General features: G+C 38.1%; 22 protein-coding genes and 1 riboswitch. Of the genes, 20 read left to right on the forward strand and 2 right to left on the reverse strand.

What is annotated here, in order from left to right:
* The first annotated feature begins 138 nt into the window (after positions 1 to 138).
* From CSV68_RS09410 to CSV68_RS09470, 13 genes are all read left to right on the forward strand, one after another.
* Complete coding sequence (locus CSV68_RS09410; RefSeq protein ID WP_099661989.1) at positions 139 to 1338, forward strand: dipeptidase; 1200 nt, start codon at positions 139 to 141, stop codon at positions 1336 to 1338.
* Between the two features lie 80 nt (positions 1339 to 1418).
* Positions 1419 to 2180, forward strand: a complete 762-nt coding sequence (locus tag CSV68_RS09415; protein WP_099661990.1) for an SDR family NAD(P)-dependent oxidoreductase — start codon at positions 1419 to 1421, stop codon at positions 2178 to 2180.
* A gap of 37 nt (positions 2181 to 2217) precedes the next feature.
* Positions 2218 to 2583 carry a hypothetical protein gene (locus tag CSV68_RS09420; protein ID WP_083034090.1) on the forward strand — a complete coding sequence of 122 codons (366 nt, stop codon included), beginning with the start codon at positions 2218 to 2220 and terminating at the stop codon, positions 2581 to 2583.
* A gap of 59 nt (positions 2584 to 2642) precedes the next feature.
* Complete coding sequence (locus CSV68_RS09425; RefSeq protein WP_099661991.1) at positions 2643 to 3683, forward strand: TRAP transporter substrate-binding protein; 1041 nt, start codon at positions 2643 to 2645, stop codon at positions 3681 to 3683.
* A 28-nt stretch (positions 3684 to 3711) separates the two neighbouring features.
* The gene (locus tag CSV68_RS09430; protein ID WP_099661992.1) at positions 3712 to 4275 is read left to right on the forward strand and encodes a TRAP transporter small permease; all 564 of its coding nucleotides are present in this window, start codon (positions 3712 to 3714) and stop codon (positions 4273 to 4275) included.
* A gap of 1 nt (position 4276) precedes the next feature.
* Positions 4277 to 5566, forward strand: coding sequence for a TRAP transporter large permease (locus CSV68_RS09435; protein WP_099661993.1), 1290 nt, complete (start codon positions 4277 to 4279; stop codon positions 5564 to 5566).
* A gap of 237 nt (positions 5567 to 5803) precedes the next feature.
* Entirely contained in the window at positions 5804 to 7213 is a 1410-nt protein-coding gene (locus tag CSV68_RS09440; protein WP_099661994.1) for an amidase, read from the forward strand.
* Between the two features lie 300 nt (positions 7214 to 7513).
* Positions 7514 to 7960, forward strand: a complete 447-nt coding sequence (locus CSV68_RS17630) for a TRAP transporter small permease (protein WP_368665180.1) — start codon at positions 7514 to 7516, stop codon at positions 7958 to 7960.
* Positions 7961 to 7986: 26 nt separating this feature from the next.
* A complete protein-coding gene (locus CSV68_RS09450) occupies positions 7987 to 9303 on the forward strand; it encodes a TRAP transporter large permease (protein ID WP_099661996.1) in 1317 nt (438 codons plus the stop codon).
* A 38-nt stretch (positions 9304 to 9341) separates the two neighbouring features.
* The gene (dctP, locus tag CSV68_RS09455; RefSeq protein ID WP_099661997.1) at positions 9342 to 10352 is read left to right on the forward strand and encodes a TRAP transporter substrate-binding protein DctP; all 1011 of its coding nucleotides are present in this window, start codon (positions 9342 to 9344) and stop codon (positions 10350 to 10352) included.
* 164 nt (positions 10353 to 10516) lie between these two features.
* Positions 10517 to 11698, forward strand: coding sequence for an MFS transporter (locus tag CSV68_RS09460; RefSeq protein ID WP_099661998.1), 1182 nt, complete (start codon positions 10517 to 10519; stop codon positions 11696 to 11698).
* 381 nt (positions 11699 to 12079) lie between these two features.
* A complete protein-coding gene (locus tag CSV68_RS09465; RefSeq protein WP_099661999.1) occupies positions 12080 to 12796 on the forward strand; it encodes a toast rack family protein in 717 nt (238 codons plus the stop codon).
* A 371-nt stretch (positions 12797 to 13167) separates the two neighbouring features.
* Positions 13168 to 14094: a DMT family transporter gene (locus CSV68_RS09470; protein WP_099662000.1), complete on the forward strand. Its 927-nt coding sequence runs from the start codon at positions 13168 to 13170 to the stop codon at positions 14092 to 14094.
* Positions 14095 to 14161: 67 nt separating this feature from the next.
* On the opposite strand, the gene CSV68_RS09475 is transcribed toward CSV68_RS09470, so the two are convergent.
* Complete coding sequence (locus CSV68_RS09475; RefSeq protein ID WP_099635260.1) at positions 14162 to 14458, reverse strand: hypothetical protein; 297 nt, start codon at positions 14456 to 14458, stop codon at positions 14162 to 14164.
* A 378-nt stretch (positions 14459 to 14836) separates the two neighbouring features.
* Here CSV68_RS09475 and CSV68_RS09480 point away from each other — a divergent pair, with 378 nt between their 5' ends.
* From CSV68_RS09480 to CSV68_RS09495, 4 genes are all read left to right on the forward strand, one after another.
* A complete protein-coding gene (locus tag CSV68_RS09480) occupies positions 14837 to 15250 on the forward strand; it encodes a carboxymuconolactone decarboxylase family protein (protein ID WP_099635261.1) in 414 nt (137 codons plus the stop codon).
* A gap of 233 nt (positions 15251 to 15483) precedes the next feature.
* Positions 15484 to 16131, forward strand: coding sequence for a 5,6-dimethylbenzimidazole synthase (gene bluB / locus CSV68_RS09485; RefSeq protein ID WP_099635262.1), 648 nt, complete (start codon positions 15484 to 15486; stop codon positions 16129 to 16131).
* Positions 16132 to 16522: 391 nt separating this feature from the next.
* On the forward strand, positions 16523 to 18010 hold the full coding sequence (locus CSV68_RS09490) for a glycine betaine uptake BCCT transporter (protein WP_099662001.1): 1488 nt from the start codon (positions 16523 to 16525) through the stop codon (positions 18008 to 18010).
* 261 nt (positions 18011 to 18271) lie between these two features.
* Positions 18272 to 19234 carry a tRNA dihydrouridine synthase gene (locus tag CSV68_RS09495; protein WP_099662002.1) on the forward strand — a complete coding sequence of 321 codons (963 nt, stop codon included), beginning with the start codon at positions 18272 to 18274 and terminating at the stop codon, positions 19232 to 19234.
* A gap of 126 nt (positions 19235 to 19360) precedes the next feature.
* Here the strand turns inward: CSV68_RS09495 and CSV68_RS09500 are convergent, their stop codons facing one another.
* The gene (locus CSV68_RS09500) at positions 19361 to 20527 is read right to left on the reverse strand and encodes a pyridoxal phosphate-dependent aminotransferase (RefSeq protein ID WP_099635265.1); all 1167 of its coding nucleotides are present in this window, start codon (positions 20525 to 20527) and stop codon (positions 19361 to 19363) included.
* Between the two features lie 228 nt (positions 20528 to 20755).
* Positions 20756 to 20867, forward strand: a riboswitch (SAM riboswitch).
* Between the two features lie 119 nt (positions 20868 to 20986).
* On the opposite strand from CSV68_RS09500, the gene CSV68_RS09505 reads away from it, so the two are divergent.
* From CSV68_RS09505 to CSV68_RS09515, 3 genes are read left to right on the forward strand one after another with little or no spacing between them, the layout of a single operon-like run.
* Entirely contained in the window at positions 20987 to 22000 is a 1014-nt protein-coding gene (locus CSV68_RS09505) for a methionine ABC transporter ATP-binding protein (protein WP_099635266.1), read from the forward strand.
* Positions 21993 to 22661: a methionine ABC transporter permease gene (locus tag CSV68_RS09510; RefSeq protein WP_099635267.1), complete on the forward strand. Its 669-nt coding sequence runs from the start codon at positions 21993 to 21995 to the stop codon at positions 22659 to 22661. Before CSV68_RS09505 ends, CSV68_RS09510 begins: the two co-directional genes overlap by 8 nt.
* An 18-nt stretch (positions 22662 to 22679) precedes the next feature.
* Complete coding sequence (locus CSV68_RS09515) at positions 22680 to 23504, forward strand: MetQ/NlpA family ABC transporter substrate-binding protein (RefSeq protein ID WP_099635268.1); 825 nt, start codon at positions 22680 to 22682, stop codon at positions 23502 to 23504.
* The last annotated feature ends 21 nt before the right edge of the window (positions 23505 to 23525 follow it).

Here is a 23525-nt window from a genome sequence, read left to right on the forward strand (position 1 = left end):
AGATCCGATGTCATTGGAAAACAGATCACTAAAAACGTTGTATAGTGAAGGGCTTTATGATGACAATGAAAAAAAGTGGCAAGAAGCCTTTCCATTAAAAGAGCAGTTTGAAAAGAAGAAACAGGTAGTAGAACAACAATGAATATGAAGCATTACGAGGGATATACATCGTTTAGCTACCTCAAGGGAAACAAGGACTATAAACAGTATAATTTGGCAACGGAATTAGATCGTATTCCCGCTTATTCTCTTCATCTAACAGTAGAGGAAGAGAATAAGCTAAATGAAATCATGAATGAGAAGCCAATAGTTTCACTAAGAGATCATGGATTTATAGTTCCTGAAAAATATGAAGATATTTTACCTTACTGTGGGGAGTTGCATACATTTTTCCATTATGAGGGAATTGCGAAATCGGGAATTGATATCATTTTTGAAAATTTTATGGATGGTATTTCAACCATTACTTCGAAAAATGGTTTGAAGTGGGATGATGTCATTTATCTACTAGGTATGAGATATGCAGACATTCAACGCCAAAGTACAGTTTTCATTGCACGGACCTACAATGATTTAACGAAAGCGAAGCAATTGAAACAAACGGCACTCTTACCTTCTTTAGAGGCAGCAAGCATCTTAGAGAATGAGCTAGATCGTGTGGATATTCTCTATGGCTTTGGTATTCGATGTATGGGCATCACTTATAACGAGGCAAATACACTCGGTTCGGGACTTATTGAGCAACGTGATGGTGGATTAACTAACTTTGGACGTCGTGTTGTTGAGCGAATGAATACATTAGGTATGATAATCGATATATCACATTGCGGTGACCAAACAAGTCTTGATGTAATTGCAGAAAGTCGAGACCCTGTTTTTATGACTCATGCGGGGGCACGTGCATTATGGAATACGCCAAGGATGAAACCAGACAATGTGTTACAAGCGTGTGCTGAAAAAGGTGGCATCATCGGGGTCTGTGCTGCACCAAACACAACGTTAACAAGGCGTTCACCCAAACATTCCATACAATCAGTAATGGAACACTTTGAGTATCTTGTCGATTTAGTCGGGATAAATCATGTTGGTTTTGGCCCAGATACGTTCTTTGGAGATCATGTTGCCTTACAACATGCATTTGACGATATCTTGGGGATTTCAGCCTCGCATAGCGGAGAGGAATTTAAAGAATCACTTTATGTTGAAGGTCTTGAAAATCCGGTTGAAGCTGTAAGGAATATGATTAGTTGGATGATAAAACAGAATTATTCAATTGAAGATATCACCAAAGCTTCAGGTCAAAATGCTATGAAAGTCATGAAGAAAATACTAGTTTAAAGTAACGTAATAATACTTCAAATGTGATTAGCAATACGTAATTCTTTAATGATTAAATCAAGATAGGGGGTAAAGTTACTGTGCAAAAAAATGCGGTAAATCAAGTGGTCGTCGTAACGGGTGCTGCCCAAGGGTTAGGTCTTGCCATTGCCAAAAATTTCTTATCCGAAGGGAAGCGCGTTGTTTTTATTGATATAAATGCAAAATTATTAAATGAAGTGAAGAAAATGAATCTAGTAAAACAGTCTGGATCTTCTAAAATGATGTTTCTTACTGTTGATGTATCAAATGTTAGCGCAATAAAAGAAAGTGTACAAACGATAATGGAGCATTGGGGTAGAATTGATGTATTAATAAACAACGCAGGTGTTCGGAAAGAAACTTCTGTTGAAAAAATAACAGAGGATGAATGGAATTTAATATTGTCAGTGAATCTTGGGGGGACATTTTTCTACTCTCAAGCTGTACTAGACACAATGAAACAACAAAAGAGTGGTCGTATTATTAACATTTCATCTTTTGGGGGACAAGCAGGTCCGCTTTCATCGGGAGCACACTATTGCGCTTCAAAAGCAGGTCAAATTATGCTTACTAAATCATTTGCTAGATCATTGGCTGGTCAAGGTATCACAGTTAATGCAGTTGCACCGGCAGCTATTCAGACTCCTGAAATGGATAATATTGATCCATGTAAATTAGAGAAAATGAAAGAGAGTATACCAGTCCAAAGATTTGGTAAAGCAGAGGAAGTTGCCAACATGGTTTCATACCTTGCATCAGATGCTGCTGGTTATATTACGGGTTCTACGTTCGATATTAATGGCGGTTTATTAATGAGATAAGATAAGCATGTTTATACACTAAAAGGAGCTGGAGAGATTGAAAAAAATTGTACACGGAGCACCACAAATACCTAATCCACTACGAGTCTTCATTACGTTTGAATCAACTGGATGGTTCGATACAACACAGGAACAAAAGGAACAAGAACTTTTACCCATACTAAAATCTATTATAAAAGAATGGGAAAGTAATGGATCGGAATTGTTAGGGACATTTGATCGTGATATTTTAACGGCTGGACATGCTGGACCAAACCATTGGCATGCATGCTTCCTATATAATGTGCCTGATTTGCAAACGGTAACAAATATGACGCATTCATTTCGCAATGCAGGCATAGATCGATATTTCCGCCTTGAGGCATCTATTGGTCGACCATTTTTCTTAGTAGAAAATCAATAAGAATAAATAAAAAAAGTAGGTTTAATTTTTTTAGTACTACTTAAAAGGGGAGTGGAAGAATGAGAAGGTTACTTATTTCGATGTCTTTATTTCTGTCGATTATGACTTTGACTGCATGTGGTGGAAATGAAGGGAAAGCAGATACGAAAAATGATGAGGAGATCATTAAACTGAGTTATGCCTTTTTTGCACCACCTAACACATTTCCAGCTGTTCAAATGGAAGAGTGGAAAAAACGTCTCGAGGATAGAACAGATGGAAAAGTCCAAGTTGATCTATTTTCTGGTGGAACCCTATTGGAAGCCAATAACATGTATGACGGGGTAGAAAATGGTACAGCTGATATAGGGTTAACTTCAACATCGTATGAACCAGGCAGATTTCCACTTTTATCAATATCAGATATGCCATCTGGTTATAAAAATGCAACTGTTGCCAGTAAAGTCACTGCTGAACTGGTTAATAATTATCCGCCAGAGGCACTTGATAACTTTAAAATCATCACTACGTTTGCTACTGAACCAGCATATATACAAAGTAAAAAGCCTATAAAGTCTTTACATGACTTAAAAGGAAAACAGTTACGTATTGCTGGTGCTCTTGCACCAATTATGTCGGAACTTGGAGCTGCACCTGTAGGAATGTCCCAAGCGGAAGTACCAGAAGCATTGCAAACAGGAATTGTTGAAGGTTATGTGTCTTCCAGAGAGATACTTAAAGATTCTAAATTGGCGGAGATAGTTGAATATGTTACAGACTATCCATTAGCACTAAATACATTTATTGCTGTCATGAATAAAAATAAGTGGGATTCACTTCCGAAAGACATTCAAGCTGTAATTGAAGAACTGAATACTGAAATGACAGAATTTACTGGAGATTACTTAGATAATCATGTTCGTGAATCTTTGGAATGGAGTATAGATTCTGAGGGGTTGGAGGTTGTTGAATTAGCAGAAGAAGAAAAAAAGAATTGGGATAAAAAGCTTGGCGATATGCAAAAAGAAGTGGTTGAAGAAGTACAGAAAGAAGGTCTACCAGCAGAAAAGTACTTGGATGAGATGGAAGGGTTAATCGAGAAATACAATAACGCTGATTGAGTTATTCCTTAGATATGGAGGTTCAAGAATGAGAAACGAGCAAATAATAGAATTCGATATTGAAAGCGCTTCATTCCCAAGAGACATTCCTCAAGAAAAAGTAGTTAATACATCAAACTTGTTCATTAAGACTACTGATTATTTAAACCGATTTCTAGCTGTTGTTGCTGGGATCGCTTTAATATCGATGATGTTATTAATTGTATTTAATTCTATTAAGCGTATGTACTCGGATCCAATTGCAGGAACAGTCGAGATTGTCAGTTGGCTTGGAGCAATAACAGGTATTTTTGCTTTAGGTTATACGCAATTAAATAAAGGACATGTTTATATTGACATGCTGTTGGATAAGTTTCCATTTATTTTACAGAAGGTAATTCATACCTTTATGAATGTTATAAGTACTTCCTTCTTTCTAGTGGCGGCTTGGCAACTTTTACTTTTTGGTATCAACCTAAGAGGCAACGGTGTTGTATCCCAAACAATACAATTTTCATTTTATCCAATTGTAATCTTAAGTTCTATTGGATTCATAGGATTAGTCTTAGCAATTGTGAAGGAAACAATTTTGTTATGGAAGGAGGCATCCTGAAATGGATATGAATCTATTAGCGATACTGGGAATCCTGACATTGTTCATATTTATGTTTTTACGGATGCCAATAAGTTTTACAATGTTTATTGTTGGCTTTATAGGACTGATAGTAGCTGTCTCATCTAAGGCGGCATTTAATGTTTTAAGCGCTGATTTATGGAATCAGTTTTCTAGTTACTCACTAAGTGTTATTCCGCTTTATATTTTAATGGGAGAGATTGTATTTAGAACAGGGATTACAGAGAAAATGTTTGAGTCGGCATATAAATGGGTTGGACATTTTCGTGGTGGAATGGCGAGTACAACTATTTTAGCAAGTGCAGGGTTTGCGTCTATCTGTGGATCCAATTCAGCAACGGCTGCAACAATGGGAACGATGGCTCTCCCAGAACTTGAAAAATATAAGTATGATAAGGCACTTAGTACTGGGAGTGTTGCAACGGGGGGAACACTTGGTATTATTATCCCGCCAAGTACAGTACTAATCGTTCTTGCCTTACAAATGGAGGTATCGGTCAGGGAGCTATTTGTAGCGAGTATAATCCCTGGAATTTTCTTAACAACACTCTTGATTGCAACAGTCGTCTACCTTTGTGCAAAGTCACCAACACTTGGACCAGCTGGTGAAAAGTCTAGCATGAAGGAAAGGCTCCTATCTTTGGTAGGTGTTATTCCTGTTGCAGGACTGTTTATCTTTGTTATCGGTGGTTTATTTTTCGGGTTTTTCACACCGACTGAATCGGGGGCATTCGGTGCATTCGGTGCAATTGTTATCTCCTTATTAATGGGTAAGATGACAAGAGGGAATTTTCTTGAAGCGATGGCGGGTACTCTACGATCATCTGCCATGGTATTAATGCTCGTAGTAGGAGCTATGGTGTTCGGGAGGTTTTTAACAGTTACAAGACTTCCATATACGGTAGCTGAATGGGTGACAAATCTTCCGGTTGCACCATTATTTGTGCTAATTGCTATTTTGGTTGTTTATGTCATTGGTGGCTCAATCATGGATGCACTAGGATTTTTAATTATCTCCATTCCAATTTTTTACCCAACCGTATTAGCACTTGGTTATGATCCAATCTGGTTTGCGGTTCTACTCTGTGTAGTGACTAGTATGGGAGCTATTACTCCACCAGTAGGCGTGAATGTCTTCGTAGTACAAGGACTAACCAAGGAGACACCAATCACAACCGTATTTAAGGGTGTATCATACTTTTTAGTAGCATATGTCGCATTTATAGCGCTATTAATTACGTTTCCACAAATCATATTATTTTTATTATAGTAGGGTTACTTCATCAATCTAAATAATTTCAATATGCTGTGAGTTAAATTACGAATATATATGAAATCAAACCTATTCAAGTTAGCATGTCATAGAAATTGCTAACTTGATGAAAGGAGGATTTTTAAGTGAATTTAAATGATTACTTAATTAATATTATTGGAATAGACAAATCAGAACTTTTATCTAGTGAACCTGCTTTTACCTTTATGCTTGAAAATCTTAAGGAGGATAATGATGAGTGAACTTTTATTTGAAACTATTGAATCAGTAAGTTCGTTGATTCAAAAGAGAAGAGTCTCTCCAGTAGAATTAACAAAATTAACACTCGCTCGGATTAATGAGTATGATCCTGCACTAACAGCTTTTATCACAGTGATGGAAGAGGAAGCGCTTACTCAAGCAAAAGTACTTGAAAACGAGCTGCAAAACGGTGACATTCGTGGACCTTTACATGGTATTCCCATTGCAGTAAAAGATTTGTTGCAAACAGAAGGGGTTCGTACTACAGGGGGGTCAAAAATCTTTCAAAATTGGATACCAGATGAAGATGCCACTGCCGTTCATAGAATGAAGGAAGCAGGGGCTATTATTATAGGTAAGGCAAATCTTCATGAATTTGCTATGGGGGCGACAACCGAAAATCCTCACTATGGAAATGCAAAAAATCCCTGGGATATAACAAAAATCCCTGGCGGTTCGAGTGGGGGTTCTGCTGTTGCAACAGCTACAGGGATGGCTTTTGGTTCTATTGGAACAGATACAGCAGGGTCCGTCCGGCTACCTGCAGCCATGTGTGGAACAGTCGGATTTAAACCTACTTATGGATTAGTAAGTCGGCATGGGGGCTTTCCATTTAGTTGGTCACTTGACCATGTAGGACCTATGGCAAGAACGGTAAAGGATACTGCCATTATGCTTGAGGCCATGAAAGGCTATGACTCTAAGGATGATTCTTCAGTTAAGAAAAATCATGTAATTTATTTCAAAGACTCATTAAAGAATTTGAAAGGGATTACACTAGGTTTCTATGAGCCGTATATGTTTTCGGGTATTGATTCAGATGTAAGGCATTTAATTGAACAAGCATTTGATCAATTAAAGTTCCTTGGAGCTGAAATAGTACCAATTGATTTACCTGGAATTAATGATGCACTGAATGGTTTGAAAACGATTGCTCAATCTGAAGTACTATCTTTCCATGATCCGTTGTTAAAAAGACATGGTGACTTGTACGGAAATGATTTGAAATACCGGTTTCAATTTGGCCAAAATATCTCAGCAACAGATTATATAAATGCTCAGCGCACGCGAAAGAGATTCGTGCAAAATACAATGAGACAAATGAGTGGAATAGATGGGCTAATCGGACCAACAAACGTCCAATCACCGTTTGAGATAGGTACGATGGTTCCTGAACAGGCAATAAGCAATATGTTTACACTTGGCAAAACACCACTTGCAAACATACTAGGTTTTCCAGCACTTTCTGTTGCTTGTGGATTCACAAAATCGCAACTTCCGGTTGGTCTTCAAATTATCGGAAAGCCATTTTCAGATAAAAGAGTACTTGAAATTGGGGACTGCTATGAACAATCACAGCAATGGGTACAGGCATTGAAAATGAATAGGAACTATATTAAGTAAAATTAAAAGAATTGAGATGAATTATGCTTGTTAAAAAGATAAAAGTGAAATATTGAATATTAATTGACTGTGATTACAAGATTTATTGCTTTGTTTTAGCGTAGAGAATTCATTGATAAACCTTCTTAAAACAGTATATATTTAGGAGTTTTTTCAATCTTAGTGTAGTGATTAGTAGTATGAATATGTGAAAATATCTAGCTTAATTAAACGTATTCATAGCGAGGAAATTGATGTAAAAAGGGGAAGATAAATTTGCTATTGACAATAAACAAGCTTTTAGATTCTATCATGAGTTTTATGGCCGTATTGGGTAGAATTGTAATAATAATTATTAGTTTGTTAATAATCATAGATATTGTTTCATTCAAATTTTTCAGCTACCAGTTCCCTTGGATATTAGAAGTTTCTGAGTATCTTTTAGTTCTATTAACATTGCTTGGTGTGGCCTGGTTATTGAAAGAGGATGGCCATATCAAATTAGATTTACTAATAAATAGACTGAGTGAAAAGAATAGAACGCGGATGGAAATATTGAATTCTTGCATTGGGGCAGTCATTTCTTTGGTTATTACGGTATATGGATTATTGGCAACGTGGAACTTATATATGAGAGATATAAAGACAGAGACTATTTTGGAAATACCCCGCTCTTTGCTCATTGTAGTAGTACCAGTAGGTTTTCTATTTGTATTCATACAATTCATCAGAAATCTCTTATCTGCAATAAATAAACTTAAATTTTGAACTGAGAAAAGATAGGAGGTAATTAGATGGAATGGTGGGGTGTTTTGGCACTTGTTTTTAGCAGTATGTTTGTTTTATTTATAATAGGATTACCAATTGCATTCTCATTTCTAACAATCAATATAGTGAGTGTAATAATATTATGGAACGGGGAAGCGGGTCTCAACCAATTAATTTTAAATATGTTTTCTTCAGTTTCCAAGTTTTCTTTGCTGCCTATTCCTATGTTTATTTTAATGGGAGAGATCATGTTTCGAACTGGGTTAGGCTTTAAAGTTTTTGATGCAGTTGGAAAATGGTTTGGAAATTTACCAGGTAGATTAAGTATTGTTGCAGTTGGCAGCGGCACCTTATTTTCAGTGCTTAGTGGTTCAAGTGTTGCAAGCACAGCTTTACTAGGATCATTATTAGTTCCAGAAATGCAGAAAAAGGGTTATAATCCCGCAATGACTGTTGGTCCGATTTTAGGGAGTGCGGGTCTTGCAACTATGATTCCACCAACGGCATTAGGTATATTACTTGCTTCACTTGCATCAATACCTGTGGGACATTTTTTATTTGCAATTGTAATACCTGGCCTATTATTGGCGATTATATTTGTATTATATATAATAATTCGATGTTATTTACAACCAGAGTTAGCTCCAGCTTATGACGTAGAGAAAGTAACTTTGTCTGAGAAGTTAATAGGAACGGCTAAATATATTTTACCGCTCGGCGTTATCGTCTTCTTACTATTAGGAGTTATTATACTTGGATTTGCCACACCAACCCAAAGTGCAGTTTTAGGAGCGTTGGGGACAATTGTATTATCTTATTTCTACGGTGGGTTAACTTGGGGGAAGTTTTGGGATTCCCTGACTGGAACATTAAGATCTAGTGTAATGATCTTTATGATTATTATTGGTTCTACTACTTTTAGTCAAATTCTGAGTTATACAGGCGTAACACAAGGTTTGGTACAGCTTGTTGGGAATTTAGAGCTTCATCCAATTATGATTTTAATAATTATTCAAATAGTACTGCTTACACTTGGTTGTTTTATGGAACCTTTATCGATAATGATGATGACCATTCCAGTACTTATGCCAATTGCAAATTCAATGGGTTTTGATCCCTTGTGGTTTGGGGCGATTATGCTTCTAAATATGCAAGTGGCTACGATTACACCGCCATTCGGAATGGATCTTTTTGCAATGAAAGCGGTTATTCCAAAGGGCTCCATATCGATGAAAGAGATTTACATAGCGGTTATTCCGTTTATCTTATTGAACTTAGCGATAATGGCATTAATGATTATGTTTCCGTCACTGACATTATGGTTACCGAGCTTTGTGAAATGATTACTATTATATAGATGTAGAATTGGAGGATTAAAATTATGAAAAGATTAAAAACACTTCGTGTGATTGTACCTGTTCTAGTGCTTATTCTTTTATCGGCTTGCTCTGGCAGCGATGAAAAGGAGAAAGGAAAAGATGGTAATTCGAAAGGAATGACATTAAATGCTGTAAGTTTTTTACCAAAAGATCATCCGTTGACTGCTACGCTTCATAATTGGATTGATACGGTAGAAGACGTGACAGATGGTAGAGTACAGGTGAATTGGCGTGGTGGTGCTGATGTAATCCCTATTGGTGAGCAGTTTGAGGCAATGAATTCCGGAGTAATGGACATTAACTTTACGTATATTGGACAATATCAATCACTTGCACCTGAAACACTTAGCATTGCTTTATCGCAATTGACACCATGGGAAGAAAGAGAAAATGGATTTTATGATCTAATGGATGAACGACATGGAAAACTGAATGTCAAATATATAGGCCGATGGTTAACAGGTTCGCCGAGGTTATGGCTAAATGAGCCTATCGATAGCGTTAACGATTTGAAGAACCTACCAATACGATCAGCTCCAAACTATATTCGTTTTTTTGAAAAGCTTGGAATTAATTCTTCAATGATTGACCCTTCAGAAGTTTATACATCTTTACAAACTGGCGTTGTTGATGGTTTTGTGTATGGAGGATTTAATGGACCTAGAAAAGATGGCTGGACTGATTCATCTAAGTACGTTTTAGATCACCCATTTTGGACGCAAAACTGTACAATCTTAATGAACGATGATAAATGGAATGAGATTTCGTCGGAAGATCGCGATGCAATTATTGTGGCGACAGCAAATTATGAAAAAGAAATGGTTGATTACTATGAACAACTAGACAAAGAGGAAATTGCTGAATTAGAAAAAGCTGGAGTTGAACTATTCAAATTACCTAAAGCGGAAGAAGAAAAGTTTCTAAGTTTAGCTTATGATACTGAATGGGAGTATTTAGGCAAAGAAGTACCGGAATTAGAAGAAGAATTGAGAGCGTTAACGATTAAAGAATAATAAATTCATACATGGATAAGTACAAAAGCATGGTCCTTGGAAAGAATTATTTATGCAAAATAACAACATCTGCCTAATCAATTAGAAATTAATTAGGCAGATGTTGTTTGAAGTAAAAAGTTAGGCTTGCAATATATCACAATTATTTGTGAGGTGTGTTTTCAATGAGTACTGAAAAATTGTGGACTAGAAATTTTTTCCTTATATCTATATTGAACTTCTTTTTTATTGTAACGTACTTTGCTTTACTTGTCACATTACCGACAGTTGCAATCTCTCATTATGGCTCGACAGGCACTGTAGCTGGTCTATTTACCACAATTTATATTGGTGCTGCTATTATTATTAGACCTTTTATGGGACCGTGGATTGAGAGGTATGGCAAACGATTCATGTTGATTTTATCTTTGTTGCTTTTTACAATTGCTTCTTTTCTATATAGCTTTTTCGACTCCATTCCCCCGCTTCTATTTGTACGCTTCATTCATGGTTTAGGGTTTGGAATGGCAACAACCATTACTGTAGCCATTGTAGCTGATATGGTGCCGGAATCTCGAAAAGGAGAAGGCATGGGCTACTTTATCTTGTCGGCTAATTTAGGAATGGTCATTGGACCATTTCTTGGTCTAACTATTTTGTCTACGTTTAATTTATATGTATTATTTTGGGGGAGTGCTTTTTGTTCTTTAATTTCTTTAGTATTCGGTTTGATGGCTCGTCTGCCAAAAGAAAGTCTTGTAAGACATTCAGCTGGTGAAAAGAAGGCACCACTATTTGAAAAGTCTGCTCTTCGAATTTCTATTACCGGCGCATTTTTTGGTACTGCTTATGCGTCTGTTCTTTCCTTTATGGCAATTTATGCGGTTGAACAAGGATTAGGAACAGAGTCTGGTTATTTTTTTGTGGTTTACGTAGTTGTACTTTTACTGACACGACCACTAACTAGTCGGTGGTTTGATCAATATGGAGCCAATGCGATTATTTTTCCATCGATTCTTTCATTTGCAATCGGTATGTTAGTGCTCGGTTTGTCTACTAACGCAACATTGTTTTTTATGGCTGCTGCTTTTATTGGAGGTGGCTGGGGTACATTATTCCCAAGTTTTCAAACAGTCGTTTTGCAAAACTCTGAACCAAAGCGACGTCCTGTAGCAATGGCTACTTTTCTCTCGATTTTTGATATAGGGATTAGTGGAGGATCATTGTTAGCAGGTGTATTGGTGGGGGTTATTAGCTTTAGTTCATTGTACATATTCTATTCTATTTATATCTTGTTCGGCCTTGTAGTTTATTATTGGGCGCAAAATAAAAAACAGTTTATATTGGAAAAAAGAATAATTCATTGAGTAATAATATTGCTTCACAACCGGTCGGTGGAAAGTGCACAGACATACATTTTAATTTAATGGTTATAATTTAAATCCTATTTAATTTTTATATTATGCATGTAATCTACTGTGTTAGAAATATGAATTGAAAATGATTAGATAAATGTAGTTAGATATCCTGAAAAAATGCACTTCATAACAACTTAAGCAGACATAGATTAGGTTGGATCTTTAACCAGTTTTTTAAAGACAATAATTTTTGTTATTGAAAAACAAAATAACCCCCAATCAAACTCCATATACTGTACCGTTAAGACCTTGGTCTGATACAAACTTCAGTCATATGATGGACTCAACTTTATTGAGTTGCGCTTATACTAGAGTAAAGGGGGTGCCGATATGCGAAAAATACTGATAGTCATTGTGGGGGTGGTACTGTTAAGTGTAGTTACCTTTTGGGTATATGACTGGATGAAAACAGACCGGGTCTCTGGTGAATTTTCAATCGAAAAGGATCACGCGAAGTCGCTGGATGTGGCTATCCGTTTTGGTGCCGGTAATCTTCTAATTGAGGGCGGGGCAACACAGTGGGTTGATGGGGATATTGATACGAACGTGAAAAAATGGTATCCATCCGTAATGTATAAACATAAAAGAGATATCGGATATGTAGAGATTCAGCAGAAAATGAAAGGTTTTTCAGCTTTGCGGAAGCATCGAAACGATTGGAATCTTCAACTGACAAATGAAATACCTGTAAGCCTCGATGTGGAAATGGGTGTATCCGATTCAGAACTTAGATTGGCAGGAATCCGTCTCAATCATGTATCAATAGATGCTGGTGTGGGGGATACGGTGATCTATCTAGGCGGCGAGTGGAAGGATAGCTTTGACGTGGACATCAACCTGGGAGTGGGCGATGCGAAGATTCATTTACCTAAAGAGACTGGAGTTAAATTATCTGTTTCAAAGGGGTTAGGTAGTGTAGGGACGAAAGGTTTAATTGCTAAAGGTAAAGGCACCTATGTAAATGAAGCTTACGGGCACTCGGATACTACTATTCATTTGAAAGTTGATGTCGGTGTAGGTGGTGTAGATTTCATACTTGTTGAGTAGCGGAAAGTATATATCCCGCCACTTAAACGTTTTACAATTGATTTGGTAAGGTTTAAAAAGAAACCTGCACAGATATAACGCTTAATCTGATTAGAGTTAGTACTTAATATGACTAATGAAACATTCTTGCTTAATACTAAGTATTGTTCTATAAAGAAATCTAGTGTAGAAGAAATGCGTGAAAGTATTGTCGTAATTGAAGACAACGCTATCGCGCTTTTTTACGTCCAGAGAACAACATAAACTAATCTTCTAGATAGGCGTAGTAACTATTGAAATGGTTTCGTCTACAAGTATGCAGTATAATTCAGTACATCACTATATGTATTAGGATAGTCATCTGCACATGTATAGGAGCGGAGGGGACGAGGATGGAAACACAGCCGAGTGTGAAGACATATGTAATCACAATTGCAGGAGCGGTCTGCTGGGGATTGATCGGTTTATTCATAGCGCCACTGTATGCACGGGGATTCACGGCTTGGGATGTAGTAGCGATTCGAGGGATTTTCAGCTTTATGTTTTTGTTTGTCATCATGATGGTATTCTTTCGTGATCAGTTACGGACACGAATAAAGGATCACGTGTTTTTTGCGAGTGCAGGTATTTTTAGTCTAGCTCTATTTAACTACCTTTACTTCGAAGTATTTTCACGTTCCAGCTTGTCTCTTGCCGTGACGTTATTATATACGGGGCCGTTATTCGTAATGATTCTATCGAGAATTTTCTTTAAGGAATTACTAACTGCCCGTAAAGGTTTAGCATTAGTATTTGCTATTGTCGGTTGTGCTTTTGTGGTCGGGCTTTTGCCGCTAGGATCACAGACTATTCCTACTGGGACGCTATTAATGGGAATTCTTTCGGGATTTTGTTATGCGCTATACAGTGTTTTCACCAAGCCGATAACGAAACGATATTCGGCCCTGACGATTACTACGTACACATTCTTTTATATGGCTTTATTCATGTCACTGACAAGTAATGTATGGCGCAAGGTTGTCAAATTCCAGTATGTTGACGTTTGGATTGCTGCCCTACTACTAGCACTGATTTCTACAGTGGCGGCATATGTGTTATATACATCGGGTCTAAAGTATTTGGAAGCGGGGAAGGCATCCATTCTTGCAACCATTGAACCAATTGTTGCAGTTTTAGTTGGCGTATTGTTTCTTGGTGATCAACTGCTTCCGTTACAGATACTCGGGATCGCACTTGTGTTGTATTCAGCTGTACTCATAGTAGGAAAGCGAGTCAAAAGTAAGAACTTTGAGAAAAGAGCTCATACTTTTAAAAAATAGAATCCGCGTAAGAATTACTCGCGTTCGATAGCATAAACAAACGGGATAGTTCCTCCGCAGATACACATCAAGATGTGAATTTCTGTATTTCATCCGCGATAACAAATGCTAAATCATCATTACCAAACATTTGAAGTACATCCAACATAGTTTCATTATCTATATGAAGTTCCTCGAATCCATCATCGCTTTCCATGACTTCTTTTAGTGCGGGATTTGCCCGTTGTTCAGGGTATGCTTGCTGATAAAGAGCTTGTGGATTCAGTTTATGATTGGCGCACCACTGAACAAAGAGACGAATCATCAAGTTTTCGTCGTCTTTGTACTTTTGAATGATCTGTTCCTCAATACTTTTAAATTCCATTGTGCAAACCTCCTTGATTGATTGTTTCTATTAAGTATAAACGATAGGAAGGCTTTCTAGTAAGCAATGGGGCTTTGCTTATTAGAAGCAAGCATTTTAAACTAGCGGCTTAAGGTGAATAAGAAGAAGTGATTTTTACTTCTATACGGAAAATGAATGATAGCACTACACTTTATAACACTAATTTGGAAACCCAGTTAGCAAGTTATGCAACTTATATATTGAACAGCTCACCTATAGAATGATAAATAGACGAAAAATTTTGTTTTCTCATAAAGTTTGCTACAATAGTATATGACTACTAGTTAAGAACAGAAAAGAAAGTGTACGTACAATTTTGAAGAAATGGTGGGCACTATAACCAAGGAGGTTTTTGAAATGGCGGAAGATCGCTATCAACGTGGTTTGGAAAAGTTAATGGAACTTACGTTATCAGGTGAAGATAATCCAGCAGGTGAGATGGAAATTGGCGAGAGCTTCAAAGATGTAGCACCGGATTTGACTAAGTATGTTGTGGAATTTGCGTTTGGTGATATATATTCACGACCTGGATTGGATAATAAACAGAAGGTCCTTACGACAATTACGGCTCTTGTAGCACAAGGCAAACCGCAGATTCAGATGCACATCAAAACAGGCCTTGATGTCGGCTTGACGCCCGACGAGATTATCGGTTGCATCATGCACCTGATTCCGTACACTGGATTCCCTAGCGTGCTGAACGCTTTATCTGTTGCGCAAACAGTCTTTACGGAGCGCGGAGTTTCCATTACGAAAGCGGACGAGAAGTGACTATATTTAGTAGGAATGGTATTTGTAAAGTGGTTTCAACCGGTGATGTGTCAAACGGTTGAAACCACTTTTTTAATTCTTGGAAATGAATCAGTTGTTTTACTGATCCAATATATGTGAGCGGTAGTTTGACAAACCTGTCTTTCCTTATATAACTTCACTATAATAAGACCGGGATGCTCTATAACGAACAGCAAACTAAATGACGTACAAGTCTAGAGGAGAGATGTTACATGTTTTCTGAAGAAGAAAAAGATGCGGTCTATAAAGTGATTTACAATAGAAGAGATGTGCGAAGTTTTTTGCCGACTCCCATTCCTGAGGATCAGATACATAATATATTGAAAGCGGCTCATCACGCACCTTCAGTAGGCTTCATGCAACCATGGAATTTCATCATCGTTTCATCTGATGAAACGAAAGAAAAGTTGGCTTGGGCAGCCGATAAAGAAAGGCGTGCGCTAGCGATTCATTATGAAGATGAAGGAGAAAAAGAGACTAAGTTCCTTGGCTTGAAAATACAAGGACTAAAAGAAGCACCTATCACTATTTGCGTGACAAGTGATCCTACGCGTGGCGGCTCACATGTGTTAGGACGTAACTCCATTCCTGAAACCGACATGTTATCAACTGCTTGTGCCATCCAAAATATGTGGCTAGCAGCATGTGCGGAAGGTTTAGCAATGGGCTGGGTGAGTTTTTATAAAAAGAACGATGTACGTGATATCCTGAATATACCACCCCATGTTGAACCGATTGCACTTTTATCTATCGGCTACACGGATAATTATCCTACTGCACCGATATTGGAGACTGCCAATTGGGAGAAACGACGAAGTTTGGATGATTTGATTTTTACTGATCAGTGGAATAACAAATAACGATTTACAGATGCATTAAGATCATTACCTTTGAAAATCATCAGCCGTGAAGTAGCTGATGATTTTCAAAGATTTTAGATAGAATTACACAAGTAGTATTTTGACAAAATGACACTCATTATTTTCCGAAGAAAAGTACAGTTAAATCTACTTTTGACTAGGTAGAAGGTCATTATTAATTCATTCAGTGAAATTGATCTGGGATAAGTAATTTCATAAAACAACTCTTATTTGTTATATCCTGTCTATGTTTGTCATGCTTTATGAATAAATAAAGTAACTCATTTGATATTCCCCTCTATTTTTTACCTTTTGCCTTCTCCCGAAAGTATATGTATAGTATATAATCGTTCATTAGTTGAACAAGTAACCTTATTTTGAAAGGAGAAACATGAGAAAAATATCAAATGTCTTTTACATTACGATCGCATTGATCGTCGTTACGGTTGGGTACGGCGTATTTGCATCGGAAAGCTTCGAAACCATTACAATGAATGCAAAGAATTTTGTCGCATCCTCATTTGGATGGTACTACTTGCTGTTGCTTTCATTATTACTATTATTAAGCATTTTCCTCATTTTTAGTCCGTATGGTAAGATTCGACTCGGTAAAGATACCGACCGACCTGAATTTTCTACGGTTACGTGGATTGCTATGCTGTTTTCAGCAGGAATGGGTATCGGATTAGTGTTCTATGGAGCGGCTGAACCTTTATCACATTTCGTCAATCCAGCAACAGAAGATCCAAACACCGATGAAGCCTTTAAGGAAGGATTACGTGAATCATTCCATCACTGGGGACTTCATGTATGGGCGATGTATGGAATAGTTGCACTATCTCTCGCTTATTTTCAGTTCCGTAAAGATGCACCTGGTTTAATTTCAGCAACATTGAAACCGATTTTTGGCAAGAAGATGGATGGTCCTTGGGGAATATTCGTTGATGTTCTTGCAGTCTTTGCCACCGCATTTGGTGTTGCAACAACTCTCGGTTTCGGTGCTGTTCAAATTAATGCAGGGCTGAATTATTTGTTTGGGATTGAGATCGGAACATTCTCTCAGTTTATTATTATCGCTATAGTTACAGTACTGTTTATCATTTCCGCTTCGTCGGGACTAAGTAAAGGGATCAAGTATTTATCCAATACAAACTTGGTACTTGCTGTGTTACTTCTTGCATTCGTTGTTGTGTTGGGACCGACGTTGTTAATATTGAATATGTTTACTGAATCACTTGGTGGTTACGTAGGAAATCTAGTTCAAATGAGTCTACGTACAGCACCGCTTAATGCAGGTAATCAGCAATGGCTGTTTGACTGGACGATTTTCTACTGGGCTTGGTGGATTTCATGGGCACCGTTCGTCAGTATGTTTATCGCACGTGTCTCAAAGGGCCGTACGATCCGAGAATTCATGGTGGGTGTCCTTCTTGCACCTACATTGCTTTGTGCATTTTGGTTCTCTACGTTCGGTACGACAGCTGTCGACATACAGCGTCGCGGAATAGCCGATATCGCAAGTTCTTCGTCTGAGCTAGTGGTCTTTGAAATGTTTAACGAAATGCCGTGGTCGTTTATTATTTCGATTATCGCCATTCTATTAATTGCATCGTTCTTCGTGACTAGTGCTGACTCTGCGACGTTTGTGCTCGGTATGCAATCGACGTATGGGTCACTGACACCGCCTACTAGTGTAAAAATGATTTGGGGTATTATCCAATCGTCCATTGCATTAATTCTGTTATCAGTGGGTGGCTTGGCTGCCTTACAAAACACGATCATTATTGCCGCCTTACCATTCTCGTTCGTCATGTTATTGATGGTCATCTCTTTAATGAAAGAGTTGCGCAGAGAGAAACCAATGCGTAGGCAGTGGTGAAATAGTAGTTGAAGCCGTTGCTGTAAATAGCAACGGTTTTTAATTTCCCATACGGTATTAAGCGACTCTGTTTGATGAATAAACCAACATCAAATAGAGTCGCTTACTAATAAATTTTAGTGGTAGCTCAAAGAAGTGGAATTCATCTGTGCATTTTTTGTATAATAGTGAGACTGGCATCTGTAAGGGTTGAGTATATGTAATAAAACCATTTTTTGTACACACAGCTGCAGGTTTTGAAGAGAGGATTTGAACGTAACGATGAGTACTAATTTTTGGCGTGATCTACCACGGCCATTTTTCATACTAGCACCGATGGAGGATGTAACGGATGTTGTTTTTCGCCATGTAGTAAGCGAAGCTGCACGTCCGGATGTATTCTTTACGGAATTTACGAATACGGAAAGCTTTTGTCATCCAGAAGGAATCTTCAGCGTGCGCGGACGTTTGGCGTTTACAGAAGACGAACAGCCAATCGTCGCTCATATATGGGGAGACAAGCCTGAACATTTTCGCGAGATGAGTATTGGGATGGCGGAACTTGGTTTCAAAGGATTGGATATTAATATGGGATGCCCTGTGCCGAACGTTGCAACAAAAGGTAAGGGCAGTGGGCTGATTAACCATCCTGAAACTGCCGCGGCAATTATTCAAGCTGCAAAAGCTGGAGGATTACCTGTCAGTGTCAAGACGCGTCTTGGCTACACTGACATTGAAGAGTGGCGCACATGGCTCAGACATGTACTGGAGCAAGATATCGCGAACCTTTCGATCCATCTCCGTACTCGTAAGGAAATGAGTAACGGCAATGCACATTGGGAATTGATTCCTGAAATCAAAAAGCTTCGTGATGAAATAGCGCCCGACACATTGCTGACGATCAACGGGGATATTCTTGATCGTCAAATGGGTATGGAGCTTGTGGAGAAGTACGGTGTGGATGGGGTTATGATAGGACGTGGAATATTTCATAATCCGTTTGCATTTGAAAAAGAGAAGAAAGAGCATGATCATAAAGAGTTGCTGGATCTTTTGCGTCTACACTTGGACCTCTTTGATAAATACTCGACAGAACTTGAACCTCGACTATTTAAACCACTACGTCGTTTCTTCAAGATTTACATTAAAGGGTTCCGTGGAGCAGCCGAACTTCGAAATGAATTGATGAGCACGAATACGACAGATGAAGTGCGTGCACTACTGGACAACGCAGACCTCGATTAATATATTTCAGAAAAGCCTGTAACGAAAATGATTTTAGACATGTGAAAGCCTCCTTACCATTCCAGAAATACTGGGATGAGTAAGGAGGCTTTTTGAATAATGGATGTTAGGTGCAATTACATGTTCTTATTTAAATAAACCGAGCTTTTCAATACGACGAACCGCTTCTTGCAACCGTTCTTCACTTTCTAACAACCCAACACGAATATATCCTTCTCCATGAACACCAAATCCGTTCCCTGGTGATACTGCGACGTCTGCTTTATCCAGTAATAAATCGGCGAAAGTTTCGCTTGTAAAGCCTTCTGGGACAGGTAGCCAAGCGAAAAATGAGCCGGTTGGAGCTGTGACATCCCAACCGATGCGTTCGCACTCCGTTAGCAATACTGTCAGGCGACCTTGATAGAGAGCCACTAACTCTTCAACGCATTGTTGAGGTCCCGTCAATGCTTCAATTGCGGCACGTTGAACTGCTGGGAAGATACTAGTGAATAAATGGTCTTGCAATACATTTAAAGCTTCAATTATTTCAGAGTTACCAACGGCAAACCCAACACGCCAGCCTGCCATATTATACATTTTGGAGAGGGACAGCATTTCAATGCCGACTTCTTTTGCCCCTTCTGTTTGTAAGAAACTTATAGGTTTCTCACTCTCGAAACCAATGCCTCCATATGCAAAATCTTGTAAGACAGCAATCTGATTTTCTTTAGCAAATGCTACAGTTTTTTCATAAAACTCGGGAGTTGCTGTGACGCCTGTAGGATTACTAGGATAGTTTAAGTACATTAATTTAGCATCTTTTTTCTGATCATCGGTTAGTTCATCGTAATCAGGAAGAAATTCATTTTCCTTACGTAACGGCATCGTATCATATCGAATGCCGGCTAAACTTACACCTGACAAGTAATCGGGATAACCAGGGTCTGGCAGCAATAATAGGTCTCCTTCATTCATAATAGCTAAAGGTAGTTCTACAACACCAATTTTTGTGCCGCCTAGTACCGCAACTTCAGTTTCAGGGTCAATCGTGACATCGTATTCACGCTGATAATATTCAGCGACTGCTTGTTTTAAAGCAAGAGTCCCTCTGAATGGAGAGTAACCATGTGTCGCTGGATCTTCAACAGCTTCTTGCAACGCTTTAATAATATGAGGAGGTGTCGGCTGATCAGGATTTCCACGCCCTAGATTAATCACATCTCTGCCTTCATCCATAGCCTTTTCTACTTTATTTAATAATATCGTAAAGAAATGCGGAGGGAGATTCTGTAACCGGTTGGACAATGCCATAGTTTATTCCTTCTTTCTTTGATAGGGTATTTGCGTTAAGTATACATAGATCATACTAGACTTTTCAATAGAAGGTTTACTATTCGATTCCAGATGATTGCAAAAATTGAGTGCAATAAACAAAGTTGATAGAAAAAGTCGGATATTCTGTTGAATTGTCGTTATTCACCTTGACAGTTTTATTAATTCAGATTAGTATATGTTTTACGCATATAATTTAATATCAATCTCTTATCAAGAGTGACTGAGGGAAAAGGCCCGTTGAAGTCCAGCAACCCCTTGAATGAATCGAGGAAGGTGCCAAATCCTACAGCATGGTTTTCCATCTGAGAGATAAGCTGAGAATATTTCAGTAATTCTTTCATTTAGAAAATGAAAGAATTTTTTTAATTTAAAGAGAAGTGTTAATGCCATCAATTAATTATTATTATTTACTTGAATGTAGAAAGAAGTGAGAACATGATCCAAATTCAACATTTGTCTAAGGTATATCAGACAAAAGAAAGAGTGGTAAAAGGTGTAGATGATGTATCACTAGACATCGAGACTGGAGAAATATTTGGTATTGTCGGTTATTCAGGAGCGGGAAAAAGTTCTCTCATACGCTGTTTGAATTTGTTGGAAAAACCAACGAGCGGCACGATCTTAATTAATGATGTGAATTTAACAAAACTATCAGGAGTTCAACTTCGGCAGGCGCGCTTGAAGATTGGAATGATATTTCAGCACTTTTATTTAATAAGCCAAAAGACGATTTTCGAAAATGTCGCATTTGCTTTACAGGCAGCCAAAATGCCGTCAGATAAAATAGAAATTCGTGTAATGGAACTACTGGAAATGGTGGGACTGTCTGAAAAACGCAATGTATATCCCGCGCAGTTGAGCGGGGGGCAGAAGCAACGCGTTGGTATTGCGAGAGCCTTAGCCAATAATCCATCCGTTTTGCTTTGTGATGAAGCGACATCTGCACTGGACCCTAACACGACGATGTCTATATTACGATTGTTGAAAAAGATCAATAAAGAATTGAATATTACCATTGTGTTAATTACGCATGAGATGAATGTGGTAAAAGAGATTTGTGATCGCATGGCGATTATGCAGGATGGTAAAGTTATTGAAGAAGGACAGGTGTATGACATCTTTTCTAACCCGGTTCAACCTTTGACAAAGGAGTTTATTAGCAGTGTAGTATCTTATGACATCCCTGAAGCTGTCATATCTAATTTGGTCGGTACACTGATAAAAATCACATTTAAAGGTGAAGTAGCGATGGAGGGTGTGATTTCCGATACAATGCAGAAGTATAGAGTCAAAGGAAACTTCCTGCATGGATCGATTGAATATATTCAAGAACGAGCACTTGGGATTTTCTTAATGGAATTACAAGGTGAACATGAAGAAGTAGAGCAAGCGATTGCATACATACTTGAACAAAACGCACAAGTGGAGGTGATCCGACAACATGTTTGATCTAGCCCACATCATGGAACTTATGCCGGATATTATGAAAGCATTTGGTGAAACACTTTATATGATCGGCATCTCCCTTTCGATTGCGCTGATCATTGGGTTGCCGCTTGGTGTTCTATTATTTACAACAGATAAAGGACTATTTTTAGAGAACCGTGCAATTAATTCGGTTGTTGGATTTTTCGTCAACATTATTCGCTCGATTCCATTCATTATTCTACTTGTAGCCCTAATACCATTGACGAAACTAATCGTTGGAAATACGATTGGACCGGCAGCTGCAAGTGTATCGCTTTCTGTTGCAGCGATTCCTTTCTTTGCGAGGATTGTTGAGACGTCCATGCGTGAAATAGACAAAGGGGTTATAGAAGCAGCCATTTCAACGGGTGCTTCACCATGGATGATTATTTGGAATGTGCTACTACCTGAATCTAAGTCGAGTATTATCCAAGGACTTACACTGACGTTAATTAACTTAGTTGCCTATTCAGCAATGGCTGGATTTGTTGGTGGTGGAGGAATTGGAGACTTGGCCATTCGTTTCGGCTATTACCGATATGATGACAGTATTATGCTAGTTACCGTCGCCATTTTAATAGTGCTAGTGCAGTTGATTCAATTTGGTGGAGACCGTTTTTCAAAAATGATAGATAAAAGATAATAGGGGAGAGATGGATTTATGAAGAAACTAGTACTGGCATTCATTCTTACTGCGCTGGTTGCGGCATTGGCAGCTTGTGGAGGAGAAAAGTCTACCGAAAAATCGGATGACGATAAAAATATTCATTTTGGTGCAACAGCAGGCCCTTATAGTGACATGTTAAAAAAAGCCATTCAACCAGCACTTGAGGAAAAGGGATATACTGTTAAAATAACAGAATTCAGCGACTATATTCAGCCGAATATTTCGTTGGACAGTGGAGATATTGATGCGAACTTATTCCAAAACATTACGTACTTGGAAAACTTCGAGAAAGAAAACAATATGGAACTTTCTGAGTTAATTATAGTACCGACAGCGCCATTAGGTATCTATTCAAACAAATATAAGTCTCTTGAGGAAATTGAAGATGGGTCAACTATTACTATTCCAAATGATCCAGTGAACGCAGCGAGAACGTTATATGTATTGGAAGATGTAGGGTTAGTGAAAATGGATGAAGAAATTGACCAATTAACGGCATCTGAAAAAGATATCACAGAGAACCCGAAGAACTTAGTGATTCAGCCGGTTGAGGCAGGGCAATTACCACGTTCAGTTGAGGGATCTGATTTGGCAGCAGTACCTGGTAACTTTGCTATTGCAGCAAATATGGATTTATTAGACGCACTAGCTTTAGAAGATATGCCGGATAAGTTCCGTAATGTGGTAGCTGTGAAAACAGATAATGTAGATAAGCAATTTGCGAAAGATATTATTGAAGTAGTAGAATCTGAGCAATTTCTAGAAATAATCGAATCCGAATTTAAAGGTTTCGGCAAACCAGCTTGGATGGAAAAGTAATATACAACTAGATAGTAGCAA

Source organism: Sporosarcina sp. P29 (assembly GCF_002743265.1).
Lineage (GTDB): Bacteria > Bacillota > Bacilli > Bacillales_A > Planococcaceae > Sporosarcina.

Coding starts and splice junctions, on each gene's coding strand:
- CSV68_RS09490 (WP_099662001.1), top strand. CDS start 16,523: ATGAGAAAAATATCAAATGTCTTTTACATTACGATCGCATTGATCGTC.
- CSV68_RS17630 (WP_368665180.1), top strand. CDS start 7,514: ATGGCCGTATTGGGTAGAATTGTAATAATAATTATTAGTTTGTTAATA.
- CSV68_RS09450 (WP_099661996.1), top strand. CDS start 7,987: ATGGAATGGTGGGGTGTTTTGGCACTTGTTTTTAGCAGTATGTTTGTT.
- CSV68_RS09410 (WP_099661989.1), top strand. CDS start 139: ATGAATATGAAGCATTACGAGGGATATACATCGTTTAGCTACCTCAAG.
- CSV68_RS09460 (WP_099661998.1), top strand. CDS start 10,517: ATGAGTACTGAAAAATTGTGGACTAGAAATTTTTTCCTTATATCTATA.
- CSV68_RS09505 (WP_099635266.1), top strand. CDS start 20,987: ATGATCCAAATTCAACATTTGTCTAAGGTATATCAGACAAAAGAAAGA.
- dctP (WP_099661997.1), top strand. CDS start 9,342: ATGAAAAGATTAAAAACACTTCGTGTGATTGTACCTGTTCTAGTGCTT.
- CSV68_RS09435 (WP_099661993.1), top strand. CDS start 4,277: ATGGATATGAATCTATTAGCGATACTGGGAATCCTGACATTGTTCATA.
- CSV68_RS09500 (WP_099635265.1), bottom strand. CDS start 20,527: ATGGCATTGTCCAACCGGTTACAGAATCTCCCTCCGCATTTCTTTACG.
- bluB (WP_099635262.1), top strand. CDS start 15,484: ATGTTTTCTGAAGAAGAAAAAGATGCGGTCTATAAAGTGATTTACAAT.
- CSV68_RS09470 (WP_099662000.1), top strand. CDS start 13,168: ATGGAAACACAGCCGAGTGTGAAGACATATGTAATCACAATTGCAGGA.
- CSV68_RS09515 (WP_099635268.1), top strand. CDS start 22,680: ATGAAGAAACTAGTACTGGCATTCATTCTTACTGCGCTGGTTGCGGCA.
- CSV68_RS09480 (WP_099635261.1), top strand. CDS start 14,837: ATGGCGGAAGATCGCTATCAACGTGGTTTGGAAAAGTTAATGGAACTT.
- CSV68_RS09465 (WP_099661999.1), top strand. CDS start 12,080: ATGCGAAAAATACTGATAGTCATTGTGGGGGTGGTACTGTTAAGTGTA.
- CSV68_RS09425 (WP_099661991.1), top strand. CDS start 2,643: ATGAGAAGGTTACTTATTTCGATGTCTTTATTTCTGTCGATTATGACT.
- CSV68_RS09510 (WP_099635267.1), top strand. CDS start 21,993: ATGTTTGATCTAGCCCACATCATGGAACTTATGCCGGATATTATGAAA.
- CSV68_RS09475 (WP_099635260.1), bottom strand. CDS start 14,458: ATGGAATTTAAAAGTATTGAGGAACAGATCATTCAAAAGTACAAAGAC.
- CSV68_RS09430 (WP_099661992.1), top strand. CDS start 3,712: ATGAGAAACGAGCAAATAATAGAATTCGATATTGAAAGCGCTTCATTC.
- CSV68_RS09440 (WP_099661994.1), top strand. CDS start 5,804: ATGAGTGAACTTTTATTTGAAACTATTGAATCAGTAAGTTCGTTGATT.
- CSV68_RS09495 (WP_099662002.1), top strand. CDS start 18,272: ATGAGTACTAATTTTTGGCGTGATCTACCACGGCCATTTTTCATACTA.